Source organism: Mediterraneibacter agrestimuris (genome assembly GCF_943193195.1).
Lineage (GTDB): Bacteria > Bacillota > Clostridia > Lachnospirales > Lachnospiraceae > Schaedlerella > Schaedlerella agrestimuris.
Genome location: NZ_CALPDG010000051.1, coordinates 1 through 19045, shown reverse-complemented (window position 1 = coordinate 19045; position 19045 = coordinate 1). Strand labels below are relative to the sequence as shown.

Below are 19045 nucleotides of genomic sequence, written 5' to 3'. Positions count from 1 at the left end.
ATCCAGCCCCTCGCCGAAGGCGACTTAAAATGGGCTGGATACTGTTACTGGAGCACCCACAGGGTGTGAACAGTAACGGTAAATTATCCTTTCCGTGTATGGCATGTCCCTTTATGTTTTTTACAACAGCCTGCCGAACTATTTTGCCGTATACATAAAAAAGAACAGTATCCGCACTACTGCACAAATCCTGTCCTTTTTTTGTCCGCCCCTACAATTTCACAATCTCTGCATCTGCAAAAAATTCAGGCACATGGAAACTCGGCACGCTGGAATGAATTGGCGCATAGGATGCATAATGCTCAAATTCCTTTGTCTCCGATATTTTATAGAAATTACAGGTAAAATAACTTCCTTCTCCTAACTTTAAAGATCCGTAGATACGCTCCAGAAGGATTATTGGAATCCGAAGTTCTGCAGACCAGTCTTTCTCATGAATCTCTGCATGACACTCAAATCTTGCATGCTCTGCTCCCGTAAAGTATGCCCGGTATGTACGCTTTGTCCCATATCCGGCAAGCAATGCTCCGTTGGCATTGACCTCCAGATTCAGGTACAATTCCTTTGCCAGACGGGAACGCACAGGTTCAAACATTAAAAATGCCTCCATTGCACTGTCCTGATATACCGGCTCATTGGCTCTTTTATATCTCCGCAGAGGATTGACCTCTTCACAGATCATTTTCAGATAAAAGGCATCTTCCGGAACAAAGCCCAGGTAACCGTACATCTTTGGAAAACTTTCTGTCCCCCACAATGCATTTTCCACATGGAACGGGGGCAGTTTTGTCAGTTCTTCTTTCCTCTCGATCATACCAACATCCAGTTTCATACAATGCACCTCCTCATTCCTCTAAGCACACAATATTTGTTACTGTTCACACCCTACGGGTGCTCCAGTAACCAATATTTCCCTATGAATGTACTGCCTGTAATACACTTCCCAGTCTGTCCCGGAGTCGCAGTCCAAGCGCTGCTGCCAGTATTGCCTTAATGACCGCTGTCGGAATAAACGGCAATACACAAGCAGTCACTGCCGTCCACACAGTACTCTCCATAACAACACAGTACATTGCCACACCAACTACATAATTTGACACCGTTCCTACAATCAGAAGCAGTGTGAACATCCCTTTCTTCTTTCGTAATTCTATCCCCTTTCCGATAATATATGCCATGACTGGAAAAGATAAAAGAAAACCGCCTGTAGGTCCGGCAAGACTTTGCAGCCCGCCCTTCAATCCGGTGAATACCGGGGCACCTACTGCGCCAAGCAACAGATATATTATCATAGAAACCGCCCCTCTTTTTGCACCCAGCAAAATCCCCGCCAGAGTTACGGCAAAGGTCTGCATTGTCATCGGCACCATCATCGGAAGTGGTATGGAAATCTGTGCCAGTACCGCAGTGACCGCAGTCATAATTGCAATGATACATATATCCTGTACGGAAAGTTTTGATTGTTTTATCATTTTTCTTATACCTCTTTATTTCAAAAATTTTTTCAGCTCTTCCATAAATGTATTCACATCTTTAAATTCACGATAAACAGAAGCAAATCTGACGTAAGCAACTGGATCCAGTTCTCTGAGCTTCTCCATAACAATCTCACCGACCTTACTGCTCGGAATCTCCTTATCCTCCCGATTGATTACATCCAGTTCAATTTCATCTACCGTTTTTTTAATCTGCTCCGCTGAGACCGGGCGCTTATAGCATGCACGCAGTACCCCCAGTTCAATCTTAGCACGGTCAAACTGCTCTCGATTGTTATCTTTTTTAATAACAATCAGGGGAATCGTCTCTACCTTTTCATATGTTGTAAAACGTTTGCCGCACTCGTCACAAGAACGTCTTCTACGAATAGAATTGTTATCTTCTGCCGGTCTGGAATCAATGACTCTCGTATCCGGATGACCACAATATGGACATTTCATACTTTTCCGCCTTTCTTTCGCTTCATCTGAATTTCCGTTTTCTATTTATAAGTTGATTATACACAAAATACCATTTTTTTGCAAAAGAAATTGTCAAAACACTTATAATTTGTGCAGAAATTTCTCCTCCTGAATTTCTACTAACACAATATCCGGCCCGATTCTTTTGATACACGAAAATGGTATAATATATTCACAGTCTGTTCCAAAAAAACCCCATATTTTACCTGGTCCAGGAACCACGATCGCCTCAATCTGCCCGCTGCACGAATCGAATATAATATCCACTACACAGCCCAGCCGTTTACAGTCGCAGGTATTGATCACTTCTTTTTCACGGAGCTCACATAATCTCATACACAATATTCCTTCCCGAATTTTTCTATGCGGTATTATATATAATATGAATGCAGCCTGATTTTGTGCTTTTTTCCATCACGCATTCTTACGGACTTTGCAGCAAGTGCAAAGACTTGCGCTGAACTGTTATTTTCCGGTTACTCTATTAATCAGATGTCCATTTTATTTTCACCGTTTTTGTCACTTGATTTTTCTTTTATTTGCGAGTATGATTCAGATAATATGTATGCACAGTTTGACTTTTTCATATAGAAGACACATTGCATTTCATATACAGACTCAAAAATACAGGGGGATTGCTTTTCTATGGAAACGCTGATACAAATCGAAAACATACATAAAATTTATAATCCCGGTGAAAATGAAGTCCGCGCCCTGGACAACGTCAGTCTTACAATTCATCACGGAGAGCTTGTTGCCATTATTGGACATTCCGGCTCCGGAAAATCTACATTAATGAATATACTGGGCTGTCTGGACGTTCCTACCTCTGGACAGTATTTTCTGAATGGACAGGATGTATCCGGCTTAAGCGATAATCAACTTTCTGATATCCGTAACCAAGAAATCGGATTTATTTTTCAGGGCTTTAATCTGATTGCTAATCTGGATGCTCTTGGAAATGTCGAACTTCCGCTCATTTACCGGGGAATTCCCAGACAACGGCGGCGCAGACTTGCTGCTCTTGCACTGAAAAAAGTAGGGCTGGAAGCCAGAATGAAGCACAAACCAAATGAGCTGTCAGGCGGGCAACAGCAAAGGGTCGCCGTAGCACGTGCAGTTGCAGCACAACCGCCAGTTATTCTGGCGGACGAACCGACCGGAAATCTGGATACTAAATCCACGCAGGAAATTATGGATATTTTAAAGGGACTCCATAAGAGCGGCCGGACCGTTATCATCATTACCCACGATGACGACATTGCCCGGCAGACTGACCGGGTAATCCGCATCATTGACGGAAAGATTCAAGAAGATTATTACAACAACAGGGAGGACATACACGATGAAGTGGAAGAAAACAACAAATCACACTGATGAATTCAACCTTGATCTGGATTTTTTGGATGAAGAAATATCCTCATCCGATGAGCAGAGCAATACAACAAAAAGGAAGGATTCTTCCAGGTCCAAAAAAAAGCTCCCCTCATGGGTTATTTTCCCCATCCTCGGAGTGCTTCTGATCGGTACATTCGGTCTGTATCTTCTGTTCGGAAAGAAGGACACTTCTTCCAACATGAAAACATTATCCGTAGTCGAAGTAAAACGCGGGAATATCCGTGAGGTTTATAATTCCAGCGGAACCATTGAAAGTGAGAATACAAAAACCTACTATTCTCCGGTCACTGCACCCATTACCAATCTCAATGCCAAGGTTGGAAAAGCCGTTAAAAAGGGGGATCTGCTCGTCACCTTCGATACGGCAAATCTGGAGCGTGACAATCAGCAGGCACAACTGCAGCTACAGTCCAGCTACAACAGTTCCCAGGCTGCCCGCGAACAGAGCGCCCGTGCCATAGACGCAGCCAATGCCGCAAGCGCCAATCTGGAAAACCAGGCAAATATACTGGCTGATCAGGCAAATTCACTAAAAGAGAGAGCTGATGCCGCAAAAGCGGAATATGATGCACAGGTTGCCAACATCTCCACTCCGGAAGTACAGGCACGTATTGCAGAACTGCAAACAGAAATTCAAGAAGTGAATACACAAATTCAAAATACACAGAATCTGATCACTACCCTTTCGGTCATTTATGAAGGAAGCGGAGAGGTCTACAGCGAAGCAGTCGCAACTCCGGAGGCAGAGCGCAGTGACACGCAAAATCAGCTCATTCAGGATATCGACAGCTATAATACAGCAGTTGCAGATCTCCCGGTACTGCAGACACAACTGGCGGGTGCTGAAAGTGAACTTGCTTCTCTGACTACAGTTACAGACACCGGATATGAAGCGCTGTATGCACAGTATGAAACTGTATATGCGCAGTATGAAGCTGCCAAAAGCTCAGCTGACAGCTCATCTTCCACTTCCGGTATTACTTCCTCAGAGATCGCTAACTTAAGCATCAGTGATAACCTCGCTGAACTTGCTGCACTGACCCCGCAGGAGTTATTAGAAAAAGGACGTGAAGGTATGAAATCTGATATGGATGGAGTCATTGCTTCTATTGATATTCTGCAGAGTAATACTGCCGCCCAGGGAGCCGCTGTATTTTCTATTGCAAGTACGGAAAATGTCCGGGTAAAGATCGAAGTATCCCCTGATGATTACGCCAGAATGAAGACCGGAAATACTGCTGACATCACTGTAGGTGATTTTAAATATAAGGGAACTTTGACCGCCGTCGATAAAATAGCGCTCAACAATGCAAAAGGCAATCCGGTCATTGGCGCACAGATTCATATTGACAACCCTGATGAAAACCTCTGTATCGGCGCAACTGCAAAGGTATCCATGACCGTTGCCAAATCTGACAATGTACTGACCGTACCGGCAGAAACGATCAACACTTCCTCTGACGGTGACTTTGTCTTTATCATCAAGGACAGTACCGTAAAGAAAAAGGCAGTGGAACTGGGACATTCATCTACAACAGAGATCGAAATTATAAGCGGACTGGATGAAGGTGATTACGTAATAAATGATTTGAATGTAGATTTGTCAGAGGGCATGAAAGCAATCGGTGTTCCGGAAACTGACAATTAGAAATGAGGCGGCATATATGGAACAATTTTTTGAATACATCAAAATGGCAGTCGATAATATATGGACTAACAAGGGCCGTTCTTTCCTGACTATGCTTGGCATCATCATCGGAATCACATCTGTTGTAACAATCGTTTCCATCGGAAACGGACTAAAAGACGATGTCATGGAAGCTGCCAATGCTCAGGGCAATACTGTTGTTGTCCAAACCAATACAGAAGAGGTTACCGACACTGAGGTGATTACCGGGGATGATATTGCCTTTCTGAAGTCCTCTCTGGATAGCTCTGTGAAAGCAGTTTATGCCAATATCTCTTTTTCCGGAAAAGCGGTCACACGCAAAGGCGCCTATGACGCTTACGTTACATTTGCTACACCTGATTACGAACATGCCCAGTACACATCTGCGCTGACAAAAGGAAGTTATTTTACAGACAATGATATTTCTAACAGCGCCTCCGTCTGTATCATTGACGAACTAACGGCACTATATCTTTTCGGAAATACAGATGTACTTGGTATGACACTGGAACTCAGTATCGACAATTACTTTCAGACTTTGTCCATTATAGGAATCCGAGAAACCGCTGATGAAATGCTAGAAGCAGAAAAACAGTATCAGGCTATGGGACTGCCGGAAAGTATTTCCGTTGAAATACCATATACTCTTTCCAATGCATTTGGAAATCCCATCGATGGATTTTTCTCAGTCTCTCTTGCCGTATATGACAAGGATGATGCATCCCGCGCCGCCCGCACTGCAGTACAGATTCTAAACTCCCGGCATAAACCTCTGGGGGATGAGCCGTTCATTCAGCAAAAAGCAATTGACCTGACCGACATGTTCGGACCGATCATGGATGGAGTCACTGCATTTATTGCCATGGTTGCTGCTATTTCTCTTGTAGTTGGAGGTATCGGCGTCATGAACATTATGCTCGTTTCTGTCACAGAGCGGACACGTGAAATCGGTATCCGCAAAGCGCTCGGTGCCAAAACCATATCTATCACCACACAGTTTTTGTGTGAATCCGTGATTATTTCCGGACTGGGAGGCGTCATAGGTATTTTGCTCGGCGCCGGACTAACTGCTTTGATTTCCTTTTTGGAAATCGGGGGAATCAAAGCCTCTCTATCCCTTCCGGCTGTCATTGTGGCAACAATATTCTCCTGCGGAGTCGGAGTTATCTTCGGAATATATCCAGCAAGAAAAGCTGCTGCCTTAAGTCCTATCGATGCATTGAGAAGGATGTAAATTTAAAACATTACGTATTATATGAGACAATATATGTTTAAAAAACTTCTTTTGACATGTATAAAAAATTATAGTATGATTAAGTCGTAGTTAATGCTGGTATATATCCTGCATTAACACAGATATAAAAGGAAGGAGAGTTATCTTTATGAAACAGCAGAGTAAATTACTAAAAGTAATGTCTATTCTTATGATTATCTTTGGCATACTCGGCACAATCGGAACCTTTGCATCTACATTTTTAATGCAGACTGTCATGCAGAATCCGCAGATGCAGGCAGCCTATGAAGCGGCAGGGGTTCCGCAGATAAGCAATGGTCTTTATGTTGTCAGCATCCTTGTTGCCGTCATGGAAGTAATCGCAGGTATCGTGGGTGTCATGTATCGCTCCAAGAAGTCAGTATTGATCGCGGGCAGCATCTGGGTCGTATTAATCCTAGCAAACCTGATCTGGAGCATGACTATCACAGGTTTCCAGTTTACTTTCATTTTCTCACTGATTTTCCCTATTCTGTATTTCTGGGGATGGTATCAGTCAAATTAGAAAAGAAGGAGACGCCGGCAGTCACTTCCGGCATCTCCTTTTTTCAATCTTTTTTATCCATACATTGTAACAGTTCAGCCTTCAGCTTCCTGTTACAGGCATCAAGCCATGCAAAACCACTTCGTGGTGGCTTGATGCATCCCTACCTATACGTTATTTCACGGACTTTGCAGCCAGTGCAAAGTCCTGAGCTGAACTGTTACCATACATTCTCTTCTTTTGTTATAACAACATTGTCTCAGATCTTTACTTTAATATCTTCTTTTTCAAACACCAGCAGTCCTGATTTCAGCAGTACCGGACGCAGTACATTATACAGTGCAGCTACAAGGATCGTAGATACAACCGCATTGACAAATGTTGTTGCCGTACTCCACTTGGCAAGCACCTCCGCCATCTGCTGCGGCTGTCCGAGAATGTATTGCTTATAAAAATATCCCACTATCGGATCAGCCGCCACATTAAATCCAAGCCCGGCAACCGATGCGATCAGACTCCACCGGAATATATATTTCTTATCAGTACTCTCATTAATCTTTGCGATCCTGTGTGCCACCAGTCCGACAATCAATCCAATACAAAACTTCAAAATAAAAGTCTTTGGCGCGACGGTAATATACACCGGATCCAAAATATCTGCGATTGACATTCCGACTGCACCTGCAAGTCCGCCGTATCCCCCGCCTAACAGTAACGCCGCCAGAACGCAGAAGGCATTACCGATATGCAAAGATGTGGCGTCACCCCCAGGCATCGGAATCTTAATCTGTAAAAATGTAAAAGCTACGAAGCAAAGAGCAGAAAGTAATGCAGTCTGTGCCAGTTTAATAACCATTTGTTTTCTCTTTTCCATAATAAACTCCCTTTCTAATTTTCCTTTCTAATTTGGGGATTACATTTTCACCTTGATCAGAACATTTATTCAAATTCCCTGTTTACAATCCCTGTTTTCTTCTATCTGTTACTTTTTATTATCTTACTACCAGACTGGTTTTGTTTAAATATCCAGTTTTATTATTTTTGTCCAGTCCAGTTTAAATATATATTGCTGTCATCACTTCATTGGCTGGACACCTTGCAGCACAGTGCAAAGTGCCGTGTGTGAAAAGTAACAAATCAGTAACCTATGATGTAACAGTTCAGCTGTAACAAAAATTTTGCAAACATCTCTTGCATTCTTTGCATATATGATGTAATATACACATATACTACATATAGTTTTAAAAACTACATTGTAAACTCTCAACATTTAATACAATATGGAGGCATTAAAATGAAACAACACATCAAAGACCCTGGAAGTGCAATTACACATTTTATCGGCATGCTGATGGCTATCTTTGCAGCAATTCCACTTTTAATTAAAGCTGCGCGGGAACCTGAGCATATTTATGTAATATCACTTGCAATTTACGCTGCAAGCCTGATTCTTCTGTATGCTGCAAGCACTACTTATCATACAATTGATAAATCAGCAAAAGTAAATACTATATTGAAAAAAATTGACCACATGATGATTTCTGTGTTAATCGCAGGAAGCTACACTCCGATTTGCCTTATCGTACTAAACAGACGAACCGGCATAGTTCTTTTAGCCCTGGTATGGGGAATTGCAATCGCCGGAATTCTGATCAAGGCTTTCTGGGTATATTGTCCCAAATGGGTATCATCTATACTCTATATTGGAATGGGATGGACTTGTGTGCTGGCATTCACACAGTTGCTGAATAATTTATCACCGGCTGCCTTTGCGTGGCTGCTTGCCGGAGGCATTATTTACACAGTAGGAGGAATCATTTACGCATTAAAACTACCGATTTTCAACAGCAGGCATAAGAATTTTGGAAGTCATGAGATTTTTCATTTGTTTGTGATGGGAGGAAGTGCATGTCATTTTGTAGTAATGTATGCATATCTTCTGCCGTGACATACTTCGTTCACGGCAACGTGCAAAAAGCGTAACAGCACTTAACATTGTCATTCTTTGTTAAGTATTGTTACGCTTTTTAGTTTCTCTACAGGTAACTGCTCTGGTTTTTAGTTACTAGTCAGCTATAGGTATGGCATACAGTTGATTTTGTTCACGGATTCTAAGATCAATTCCGTGTTCTATGATATATTCTGCAACAGAACGAGGTACATGCTGCTGCCACTCATTGCTGTTTGAAGTAATTAACTGTCGGATCATCTTACCTGTCATCCCCATCTCTTCGGGATTTCTTCTCCAGAGAACCTCTATTTTCAATCCCTGGCTCTGCAATATACGGTACTTTTCCTCATCCCATGGAGTGCATATACTCATATAGTATGTCGCGTCTTTGGGCGCATACTGAGTAATCAGATCCGGCTGACTGACCGGGAAGGGAATAACCTCAAATTCTTTACGCTTTACACCAAAATCACGCAGCGCCCCCTGGATCATTTCCATCCGTTCAAAATAAGTCAGAGGATTATCCATCTTCGTCACACCATTTACATCCAGCGGAGATGCCGCTGCATAAGCCACAATATCCGGATGAGTAATTCCGATGTACAATTTATTGCAGCGCATCTTTGCTGCAAGTACCCCTTCCATATGTTTCAAATGAAAAATCTGATACCTTCCGAAGATCACTCCTGTTTCTACCATAATGTCAACTCCTTATCTTTTCTTTGATCATCCCCCAGGATTCCATCAGCCTGTCTATGGAATACGCCGCATTTGCCGGGCTTGTGGACGGCAGTCCGATAATCTCACGCCCGATTGCTTCCAAACTGTATTTTTCATACAATTTCTTTGCCGTACCGCCATTTGCATAAATTGCTTTGATATTGCACTGCGCCAGTACCTGATTCAAATCTGCCGGAACGACATTACGGATACTGCTGTCACTGGATCCCACTATTTCACAGCTTTCAATTACATCCCAAACTGCAATTCCATTTTCCAGGAGAAGGGTCTTCTTCTCCTCAATAGTCCGGGGTATTTCACTGTCTGTCAGCCTTGCGATCACTTTCCAAAAACGATTCTGCGGATGACCATAATAGAAATTCTGCTCCCGCGATTTAACTGAAGGAAATGTCCCCAAGATCAGCACTTTTGAATTCTTATCAAATACGGGAGCAAACTCATGGGACACCATTTCATGTTCTGTTTGCTTTATCATCTTTATCCTCTTATTTACATGATTCTCATACTCTAATCTATCTGCCTTCTCCATCACACGTTCTTACAGACTTTGCAGCAAGTGCAAATTCCTACGCTGAACTGTCACTCTGTAAGTTCTTTCCCGTCTAATGCAGCATACTGCAGCACATCATTTGTATCATAAACAAGTTTCAGTGAAAAGAATGGACGGCCTTCCTCCAGCAGCCGGAAGAAAATCTTATCTCCCTCCCACAGATTCAGGTCATAGACTGCTTCCTTATCTACCCACTCCAGTTCGCCTTCATTGCATGAAATCGGTATTCCTGTAAATCCATCAGCAGTATAAAGGGACATATACTCAATCGTATCTTCTCCGTATATGAAAGTTACAATTCCACGATACTGCCACGATGTCAGCGTGTACCCAGTTTCTTCTCTCACTTCACGTAGCAGGCATTCCTCCGGGCTTTCATTTTTTTCAAAATGACCGCCTACTCCAATCCATTTATCCTTATTCACATCATTTTTCTTGACAGTACGGTGCAGCATAAGGTACTTTCCGTCTTTTTCAATATAACACAAAGTGCTTAGTTCTTTCATGATTATTCTTACCCTTTACATGTAACATTATTTCTGCTTAGTATTTTTTGTTTTCTCCGACGTCTTCTGCTCTCTGCAATATTTCTTCAAAAAGCACTCTTTGCACTTCGGATTCCGTGCCGTGCAAATACTTCTTCCAAACGTAATTATCTGAATATTGTAGAGAATCCAGTGGTTCTCCGGCAGTTCCTTCATCAGATCCTGCTCTATCTTCTCCGGTTCGGAATTCTTCGTAAGTCCCAGCCTGTTGGAAATACGCTTTACATGAGTGTCAACCACTACACTTGCGTCATGGTAAATGTTCCCTCTGATGACATTAGCCGTCTTCCGCCCCACGCCTGCAAGGGAAATCAAATCTTCCAGACTGCGCGGTACCTCTCCGCCAAATTTATCCCTTACATCCTTCATGCACAAAATAATATTCTTCGCCTTATTATGATAGAAACCTGTTGGCTTAATATCCTGCTCCAGCTCCTTTAAATCGGCATCCGCAAACGCATCAACAGATGTGTATTTTTGAAACAAGTCACTGGTCACAATATTCACTCTGGCATCTGTACATTGTGCGCTCAGCATCGTAGCAATCAAAAGCTGCCATGGCGTCTCATAATTCAAATAACAGATAAAATCTGTGCCGTATTGCTCGTCCAGAATATCCAGAATCTCTTTTGTACGCTTCTTCATGCGTTTTCTCCAATCATTTCTAACAATTTCTCATTTGGCTCATAACTTGAAGCATCTTGTGGATGTCTACTGGTTTTGCCAAATGTTCATTCATACCTGCATCCTTTGCCAACGCAATATCCTCTTCAAACGCATTTGCCGACAGCGCTATAATAGGCACAGTTTTAGCGTCTGTCCGATCCAGACCACGAATCACATGGGCCGCCTCGTATCCGCTCATAACCGGCATCATCAGATCCATGAGTATGCAGTCAAACGCTCCCGGATCGGATGCTGTGAACACTTCAACAGCGACTTTTCCATCGTTGGCAGTCACAACTTCTGCACCCGCATCTCTGAGAATGTACTCCACAATTTCACAGTTAATTTCATTGTCCTCAACCAGAAGAACACGCATCCCGGCAACATTTCCTTCTATGTCCCAATCCTCATCCGCAGATTTTCCGCTCCACACCTCATCAACACGGATAGGCAAGGTAATCTGAACCATGCTTCCTTTGTCAATCTGGCTGTCTACTTCAACCGTTCCCTGCATCTGGTCTACCAGCCTCTTTACAATGGACATACCAAGACCAACGCCATTATAGTCGGTTCTTGCGTCTTGATGCTCCTGCGTAAACGGTTCAAAAATATGTTCCCTGAAGTCTTCCCCCATGCCTATTCCAGTATCTTTGATGATAAACTGATAACTTGCAGTCCCATCCTGGAAAGCAGGCTCATTTACCTGGACAAGTACTGAGCCATGAGGATGGTTATATTTGATCGCGTTGTCAATTACATTCATCAGAATTTGCTTCAAATGCAGCGGATTTCCAATCACTCTGCTGTGCTGCATGCCGGATTTTTCGATCTCCAGCCGGATTTCCCGTTCCTCAGCCAGAGAAGACAGAATCGTAATACATTCGTCCAATATGTCTTGAATATCATATGATTCTTCCACCTCCGCTAATCTTCCACTCTCCAGCTTGCTTACTTGAAGGACATCATTTACCAAAGATAAAAGATGCTCTGTTGACACACGGATTCTTTCTCGGCATACGCTCTGCTGCTTTGGGTCATCCTGGCTTTTTTCCTGAATGGTCAGCATTCCCAGAATTCCGTTAATCGGTGTGCGGAGATCATGAGACATTCGGGAGAGCAATTCGCTTTTTGCCGAATTAGCCAGCCGCACCCGATCCAGAAGCTCCATGATAGACTGCTCCTGCTTTCTCCTTGTTACCATGGTCTCTGTGATATCCTGATGATACCCGTTCAGACGAACGCCTGATTTTTTAAACGACTTATCCGGCACACCTCCGCAGCGGACATAAATTTTCCCCAGCTTCGGGTGGTTCCATGGATAAATCACCTCAGAGCGTCCGGTCTCCAATATTTCCCGCACCGCTTCCTGTACCATTATCTCATAGTCCGGCTCAATGCGTTCAAACCAATGCTTATAGCACTCCTCCGGCTGAATCTCATGCGACACCCCCAGAAGCAGCTGCATTGTCCGGTCTGCATACATCCTCGGCAAACAGCCATCCTCCATCTCAATTGTCCAAATGCCCGTCCTGGCTCCCTCAAGAATATCCTCCAGACTCCGCCTTGCCTCCAGCTTGTATTTTTCCTCCTGTTCCACCACGGCATTCACATCCCTCTGTGCAAAAATCGCACAGTTTTCTGTCTTCTCTGTGGCGGAAAAATGCATTTCCAAGTGCTTTAATCCCGATGAGTTGTCCTTTACCTGGTACCGGACGGAAACCTTTTTTTCTGTCCGAAGCTGAGTCAGCACACATTCCTTCTTCGTCATAGCACGAAGCCTATCCTGATCCTGAGGAACCACACACTGGGAAATATACCTGTCCATAGCCGCCTGATAACCGTCCTTAAAATGTACAGACCAGTCCCAGCCCATCCGTTTGCTGTTCCGGTAAATCTCACACTCACCCGTATCGAAGTTTACCTCATGGATGTCCAGATAGTCCACGCTGAGAGCATGGAGAACATCATAACTCCGCTTTTGAAGTTCTCGGAACAGATTGCGCCGCTTCAGTGAAGATACAATAAAGTATGCCGCCGTCTGAAGCATATTCGACGCATATTCCAGTGACTTCGCGGGAGGATTGTCCACACCATAAAAGCCGATAATTGTTTGTCCGTTATAGAGCGGAACCACCACGAGAGAATGGATGTCCTGCCGCTTCAGGTTTTCATACTGTAAGGGGTCAGTCTCCCTGATATTTTCCAGATCATCAATGACAATATGCCTGCCGATACTAAAATTCCGATACCAGCTGGCACACACCTCCGGCGGAAGATTTTGAAGGATTTCTTTTTCCGGTTCTACCCCTTCTGCTACCCACTCATAGGTATTGTCATCACATCCGAACTCGTTTTGTTCAAATATATAGGTCCGCTCCCCATTCAGCGCTTTTCCCAAATGCTCCAGCAGTACATCCAGAGAATCATCCGGATTTTCCTCCAGAAGAGAAGCACGAAGACCTTCATTGATAACAGCCTCCAGATTCTGAACATTTTGCATATCGTTATGATGCTTATGGACTTCGACATTCAGAATGTCTTCTCGGTCCTGTTCAAAAACTTTCTTTGAATACTCCATACACCTGTCCTCCATATAGACCTTTTTTCAGACAAAATCGCGTTACTGCTCACAGCAGACTGTGTACAATAACAAAATCGCTGCAAAGTCCTGAAACAGATATGGTCAGCACTTCCGCTTAGTCTTATTATATTCTATTATGGGATTGTTTTCAAGTTTCCTTCGACTTCCTTTACACAACAAGCAGAGGACACGTTACTGTTCACACGGCGCCTTGCACTGCGCTGCAAGGTAATACGCATTATGTCAGCAAGAAAAAATTTTAGGTAAGCTATATACTCTTTCCCCTGAACAGATAACTCTTGATAATAGATAAAACAACCTCTATACTGTAAGAAATATTTCTTTTACATAACAAACATACTAAGATTTCAATAATGAAAGGAAAACTATGTTAAAAATCATCATATCCCCTGCAAAGAAAATGAATGTTTTAGAAGAATTTCCATGCCCCCTCACCATCCCTGTACTTTCCGAACGGATGGAATACTTATATGAGCTTTTAAAATCAAAGGATATTAACTCGCTAAAAACTCTCTGGAAATGCAGCGACAAGTTAGCAGAGCAAAATTTTAACCGTCTCCGTACTTACGCTCCGAATAAGAATCTGACTCCCTCGCTCCTCGCCTATGAGGGCATACAATACCAGCATATCGCACCCAGAGTATTCACGGATTCACAGTGGGCTTACGCACTGTCACACCTACGCATTCTCTCCGGTATGTATGGTGTTCTCTCACCGTCTGACGGAGTCATCCCCTACCGCCTTGAGATGCAGGCAAAGCTTAAAACCGAAAGTGCAGATGACCTCTACGGCTATTGGAAGGACACGCTTTATCAGCAGATTGCCGCAGATGGTACGGACGAAATCATCAACCTTGCCTCCGCAGAATACAGCAAGGCAATTTTGCCTTATATCGAATCTGAAATCAAGTGTGTGACCTGTATATTTGGGGAACTTATAACAGACAAAAGAGGTACTGAAAAATTGAAAGTAAAAGGCACTCATGCAAAGATTGCCCGCGGTGAGATGGTCCGCTGGATGAGCAATCAGCAAGTAGAACATACTGAGGATATCAAGAAGTTTAAAGAGATGGGATACCAGTTTAGAGAAGAATTGTCGAATGAAAAGGAGTATGTGTTCACCGTTTGTTAATGGCGAACACATTGTAGCTTCACTGCGCAGAAGCTGCTCCACATATCAATCCTGTCACAACCTAACGTATTACAAAAGTCGTAAAATTCAACGTAAATCTTTACAGCTTATATTGAACATTTTTTAGCAATTCTATAATTTACTAAACTCACACTGGCAAACTATCCCTCACACAAAGCGCCCCATATCCCGCGTATGTCAAGTTAATGTCACAAACTTTTTTCACTTTTTTTGAGTGAAAATCGCTGAAACCCGCATAACTTCGTAGGGCGTACGGTTCGCTAATGCTAAGTTAGGGCAAAATTGACGGTGAATTAGTGTCAAGTAAAAAAGTCTGTCACAGATACTTTGTATATTGCTGCCTTCTTTCTCTTCTTCCAGGTTTCATATAAATAACTACCTGATTATTTTTCACTCATAATCCTGTATATAAAAATCTACTAGTCTTTCCACAGAATGTGGTATACCGGCTTCTCGCATTGATTTATCAAGTTTCTCTTTTTGAACAATCCACCTTTGCATATATGGCTGATTACTGTGATATCGATTTCCCATATCACTTCTACTTCCACAGTAATGCTCAAACCATCCTATCTGTTCTCCGCATTCATCGAGCAATTTCATACCGTTTACTCCCACTTCAATATGCCATCTAAGAGCCAATAGAGCCGTTTTACTTAAACCACACATAATATTACTATGTTGAAAACTTTCTATTCCATTATAATGTATAGAAATATTGAAATGCTTTTCCTCAAAAAAGTCTTCTCGCATTTGCAAAATTAACCTTGAATTCCTTTCATATGTATAAGCAGCATATTCGGACTTCATCCCTGGAATATTCAAGTATGCTAGCATAAAAGCCAACAACTCCTGTTTATAGGTATAGTCAACAACGGCTCCTGCAATAATCATATAGTCATTCGATACTCCCTTATTTTCAACCCAATGGCATGGTGTGATTAATAAAGTATATGGTTCTGACGCTGACAATACAATTCGTGCCAATTCATTTTCTACTCCATCCCATCTGCCAGGATTCCCAATCTTTATAAAGCACACGAAAGAAAGCTTTATTTACCTTATCAAGAACAACTCTGCAACTGGAAAAAGATCGATTAAGCCTTATTAATTCCGGAAGTTCTGATAAATCACTTGCATAATCTGCTGTTCTTTCTTCCAAATCCTCTAAATCTGTGCCCAAACATTTTTCAAGTCTCTCTTTCATTTCCAAAACACAATCATAGCCATTAATCCAAGGGGTGTTTCTTTTTGTCTTTATCAATTTCTTAAATCCTTGTACAGAAATTTCATTAAAAAAATCCTTTTTTTCTATAAAATATCCATCAAATTGATCCGGCCACAATGTCTCTAACATAATATTTGCATACAACGCCACATTAAAATCATCATCTTTACAATGCCGTTTTATAATCTCATATAGTGAATTTCGACTTCCATAATCCAAATGCCATAACAGCTCATACAACATCATCAACCATTCTTTTGCTCTATAATGATACTCTTCCCAATCGTCTTCAACATTTTTAAGATACTTGGCATCCGATCGAAGCAACGCAAATAAACCTGTTAGAGCTATATAAGCAGCATCTGCATCTTCTGACAGAATAAGTATTTTTAATATTTGATAAAATAGCGATTCTACATTATCTACCTTATTCCAATGAATTAACTGGCAATAGTCATATTCTTGCTGTATCTCCGGTTCCTTAAAATGTCCCACAGCTGTCATCCAGCTTCTCTGCATTTTAATAACTTCCTCTAATCCAGCCTTGCAATAGGCTTCTCCCTGATGATGTATTTTCCAACAAACAAGTTCCGGCAAATCTAATTCCAGATAATAATGATCCCTCCCTAATATATTTTTTAAATATTCACAAATTATCTGATCCGAAATCTCTGCCTCTGATTTGTTGACCAAATACTCTAAAAAACTGTTGTGTCGTATACTTGAAGTTTCTTTTTCAAACTCATGTATCAACAATTCATTTAATACTTCTTCGGGCATTTCATTCCTGCGTATTAATATCTCGATACTATTCTTTAACTCTGACTGATTTATACTATCATCATTCAAGAGATATTGCTTAACCACTTCAATGGATATAGCATTTATTGGCTCTGCCTTTTTAACGTCACACCATCTATCTGGAATAATGTACTTAATCGGGTCGGAAACCAAATCAATATATGCCGCAACAAGAGCATATATACTATAATAAGTCATCAAATTTTCATATTGATGATCCGGTAATTCTATATCTTTTATTTGACCCCAAATTTTTTCCTTGTATTCTGGCGTCCATCGTTTGGGAGACGATACAATCTGCATAAATATAGACAGTAATATACCCATATCACCTTTAAACAGCCTATCGTGAAGAATATTTTCCACTCCTTTAATATCATCATATCGATTTTTATCTAATAATCGTTTTACTCCCACAATAAGATGTTCTATGAAAACAACCTCCAATGATCTTACCGCATTTTGAAGTTGTTGTCCTTATTTCGGGGTTCTAGATAAGCATATATCTGAAGAATATTCATTTTAGAAAACCAGTTTTTAAATAAAGCTGTAGCACGACTTAACTTTCCGTGAACATATAATTTTTTTGTAAATGCTATAACTGTCTCTAGTATATCGATATTCCACAAAGACTCAGATTGCACATAACACTCATAGGGATGGATATTTAGTGGTGCCAAACTTTTTCTAAAATTTGTATCCTCGATTTCATAACTGCTTTTTTCAATTTGATCAATCGTCATATAGCCAAAAGCCAGACATCTCATATACTCCCAGTTTATTGGTTGACTGGATATTATATACTCTAGAATATCTTGTGATATCTCCCGAAACTCATTTATCTCAACTCCTTGAACATAAGCTGAAATAATATAATCCGCAGAATAGACCTTTGTAAATTCATTTTCGCGTCCAGCCAGTTTCAAGTAGCGGATAATATCACTATAATAGGCACGGCTCTTTTCTTTCAGATTCAGATAATAATCGCAAAGTCCAGAATAGACTTCCTGAACATTGTCCATATCTTGACCTATAATACCAGATAAATATACCCTAACATCGTTATGCAAAATGGTATAGTTGTCATCGTTTGCTATCAGCAAAGGACTTAAAGCCTTTAACACATTATTCCACCCTGATACAGATATGTGCTCATGTGGAAATATCTCAGATAACTTTACTGCATTGATTGGTTCATTAAAAAATGCAAATACTCCTGCCATTTTATAATCCACAAACGGAACTTTCATATTTCTTTTTGCATCGTCCCATATAGTTTTATAATACTCTTGAATATTTCCTCCAAGTTTTCTATTTTGCAGCTGTTTTTCTAATTCTACTGGGTCTGGATGATGAATAGCTTCGTGTACAGCAAAAATTGCCGCAAGTGTATTTCCTTGGGCATACTTATCAATAAGTCCTGTTAATTGTTGTTGATAAATTAAGGTTTTTTCTGGAAACTTACTTTTTACCAATTCCAAAATGTCATCTATTTGTAATGGCGGCACAAATATTTCCTTTAGGTTGTCCGATTTTTCATACAACCATAAAGGATAGTTTTTATAAGCTTCTTTAGGCTGTCCGGCTAAAAGAATTTTAACATTGCTCGGAACATATTCTGGATTCGGAAGTGATGCCAAGAAGGTTTCTGATGTGTATCCCGCTCTTGCAGCATGATCAATACCATCGATAGCTATAACAAATATACTATTATTATCTGCTGCATATTTAGATGCTATTTTAAAAAATTGCTCCCTCATTTCCTCCAGTGTCATAAATCCATTAACAACTGGAACCTCATACTTTTTCAATTGTCCTTTTAATAATCTTCTTAGAAGTCCCCGCAGAACCGTTATCCTATTTTGAATTGATAGAAGATTATTTTATGCTCATGAAAATATTGTATGAAAATCTTGATATTGGAAGCCAGACCCGGAAACCGGAATCTGCCGACCTGTCTTCCCTCAGAAGCATGATGACCTACATAGAGGAACACTACATGGAACACATCACTCTGGCAGATATT

The 19045-nt window shown here is 41.4% G+C and carries 19 protein-coding genes; 6 read left to right on the top strand and 13 right to left on the bottom strand.

Annotation, left to right across the window (positions count from 1 at the left end):
• Nucleotides 1-211 precede the first annotated feature (211 nt).
• The 4 genes from NFS18_RS16775 to NFS18_RS16760 form a co-directional block, all read right to left on the bottom strand.
• Complete coding sequence (locus NFS18_RS16775) at nucleotides 212-832, bottom strand: carbohydrate-binding family 9-like protein (RefSeq protein WP_251392394.1); 621 nt, start codon at nucleotides 830-832, stop codon at nucleotides 212-214.
• An 82-nt stretch (nucleotides 833-914) separates the two neighbouring features.
• Nucleotides 915-1472, bottom strand: a complete 558-nt coding sequence (locus NFS18_RS16770; RefSeq protein ID WP_251392392.1) for a biotin transporter BioY — start codon at nucleotides 1470-1472, stop codon at nucleotides 915-917.
• A 15-nt stretch (nucleotides 1473-1487) separates the two neighbouring features.
• Nucleotides 1488-1937 (bottom strand): transcriptional regulator NrdR, encoded by a 450-nt coding sequence (gene nrdR / locus NFS18_RS16765; RefSeq protein ID WP_251392391.1) that lies wholly within the window; start codon nucleotides 1935-1937, stop codon nucleotides 1488-1490.
• Between the two features lie 102 nt (nucleotides 1938-2039).
• Complete coding sequence (locus NFS18_RS16760; RefSeq protein WP_251392390.1) at nucleotides 2040-2294, bottom strand: PRC-barrel domain-containing protein; 255 nt, start codon at nucleotides 2292-2294, stop codon at nucleotides 2040-2042.
• Nucleotides 2295-2603: 309 nt separating this feature from the next.
• Between NFS18_RS16760 and NFS18_RS16755 the strand changes: the two genes are divergently transcribed.
• The 4 genes from NFS18_RS16755 (at nucleotide 2604) to NFS18_RS16740 (ending at nucleotide 6803) form a co-directional block, all read left to right on the top strand.
• Nucleotides 2604-3335: an ABC transporter ATP-binding protein gene (locus NFS18_RS16755; protein ID WP_277613681.1), complete on the top strand. Its 732-nt coding sequence runs from the start codon at nucleotides 2604-2606 to the stop codon at nucleotides 3333-3335.
• The gene (locus NFS18_RS16750) at nucleotides 3304-5004 is read left to right on the top strand and encodes an efflux RND transporter periplasmic adaptor subunit (protein WP_251392389.1); all 1701 of its coding nucleotides are present in this window, start codon (nucleotides 3304-3306) and stop codon (nucleotides 5002-5004) included. Before NFS18_RS16755 ends, NFS18_RS16750 begins: the two co-directional genes overlap by 32 nt.
• 16 nt (nucleotides 5005-5020) lie before the next feature.
• On the top strand, nucleotides 5021-6259 hold the full coding sequence (locus tag NFS18_RS16745; protein ID WP_251392388.1) for an ABC transporter permease: 1239 nt from the start codon (nucleotides 5021-5023) through the stop codon (nucleotides 6257-6259).
• Nucleotides 6260-6407: 148 nt separating this feature from the next.
• Nucleotides 6408-6803 (top strand): hypothetical protein, encoded by a 396-nt coding sequence (locus NFS18_RS16740; protein ID WP_251392387.1) that lies wholly within the window; start codon nucleotides 6408-6410, stop codon nucleotides 6801-6803.
• Between the two features lie 238 nt (nucleotides 6804-7041).
• Here the strand turns inward: NFS18_RS16740 and NFS18_RS16735 are convergent, their stop codons facing one another.
• The gene (locus NFS18_RS16735; protein WP_251392386.1) at nucleotides 7042-7656 is read right to left on the bottom strand and encodes an ECF transporter S component; all 615 of its coding nucleotides are present in this window, start codon (nucleotides 7654-7656) and stop codon (nucleotides 7042-7044) included.
• A gap of 420 nt (nucleotides 7657-8076) precedes the next feature.
• Between NFS18_RS16735 and trhA the strand changes: the two genes are divergently transcribed.
• Complete coding sequence (gene trhA / locus NFS18_RS16730; RefSeq protein ID WP_251392385.1) at nucleotides 8077-8730, top strand: PAQR family membrane homeostasis protein TrhA; 654 nt, start codon at nucleotides 8077-8079, stop codon at nucleotides 8728-8730.
• 117 nt (nucleotides 8731-8847) lie between these two features.
• Here trhA and NFS18_RS16725 read toward each other — a convergent pair whose 3' ends face one another.
• From NFS18_RS16725 to NFS18_RS16705, 5 genes are all read right to left on the bottom strand, one after another.
• Complete coding sequence (locus NFS18_RS16725) at nucleotides 8848-9432, bottom strand: nucleotidyl transferase family protein (protein WP_251392384.1); 585 nt, start codon at nucleotides 9430-9432, stop codon at nucleotides 8848-8850.
• A gap of 4 nt (nucleotides 9433-9436) precedes the next feature.
• Nucleotides 9437-9949, bottom strand: coding sequence for a DNA-deoxyinosine glycosylase (locus tag NFS18_RS16720; RefSeq protein WP_251392382.1), 513 nt, complete (start codon nucleotides 9947-9949; stop codon nucleotides 9437-9439).
• A gap of 104 nt (nucleotides 9950-10053) precedes the next feature.
• On the bottom strand, nucleotides 10054-10530 hold the full coding sequence (locus tag NFS18_RS16715; RefSeq protein WP_251392380.1) for an NUDIX hydrolase: 477 nt from the start codon (nucleotides 10528-10530) through the stop codon (nucleotides 10054-10056).
• A gap of 27 nt (nucleotides 10531-10557) precedes the next feature.
• Entirely contained in the window at nucleotides 10558-11214 is a 657-nt protein-coding gene (gene nth / locus NFS18_RS16710) for an endonuclease III (RefSeq protein WP_251392378.1), read from the bottom strand.
• 19 nt (nucleotides 11215-11233) lie between these two features.
• A complete protein-coding gene (locus NFS18_RS16705; protein WP_251392376.1) occupies nucleotides 11234-13813 on the bottom strand; it encodes a GAF domain-containing hybrid sensor histidine kinase/response regulator in 2580 nt (859 codons plus the stop codon).
• Between the two features lie 391 nt (nucleotides 13814-14204).
• Here NFS18_RS16705 and yaaA point away from each other — a divergent pair, with 391 nt between their 5' ends.
• Complete coding sequence (gene yaaA, locus NFS18_RS16700; RefSeq protein ID WP_251392375.1) at nucleotides 14205-14969, top strand: peroxide stress protein YaaA; 765 nt, start codon at nucleotides 14205-14207, stop codon at nucleotides 14967-14969.
• Nucleotides 14970-15380: 411 nt separating this feature from the next.
• On the opposite strand, the gene NFS18_RS16695 is transcribed toward yaaA, so the two are convergent.
• From NFS18_RS16695 to NFS18_RS16685, 3 genes are read right to left on the bottom strand one after another with little or no spacing between them, the layout of a single operon-like run.
• Nucleotides 15381-15977 carry a hypothetical protein gene (locus tag NFS18_RS16695; RefSeq protein WP_251392374.1) on the bottom strand — a complete coding sequence of 199 codons (597 nt, stop codon included), beginning with the start codon at nucleotides 15975-15977 and terminating at the stop codon, nucleotides 15381-15383.
• A 1-nt stretch (nucleotide 15978) separates the two neighbouring features.
• The gene (locus tag NFS18_RS16690) at nucleotides 15979-17436 is read right to left on the bottom strand and encodes a hypothetical protein (RefSeq protein WP_251392373.1); all 1458 of its coding nucleotides are present in this window, start codon (nucleotides 17434-17436) and stop codon (nucleotides 15979-15981) included.
• A gap of 35 nt (nucleotides 17437-17471) precedes the next feature.
• The gene (locus tag NFS18_RS16685) at nucleotides 17472-18830 is read right to left on the bottom strand and encodes a hypothetical protein (RefSeq protein WP_251392372.1); all 1359 of its coding nucleotides are present in this window, start codon (nucleotides 18828-18830) and stop codon (nucleotides 17472-17474) included.
• Nucleotides 18831-19045 lie beyond the last annotated feature (215 nt).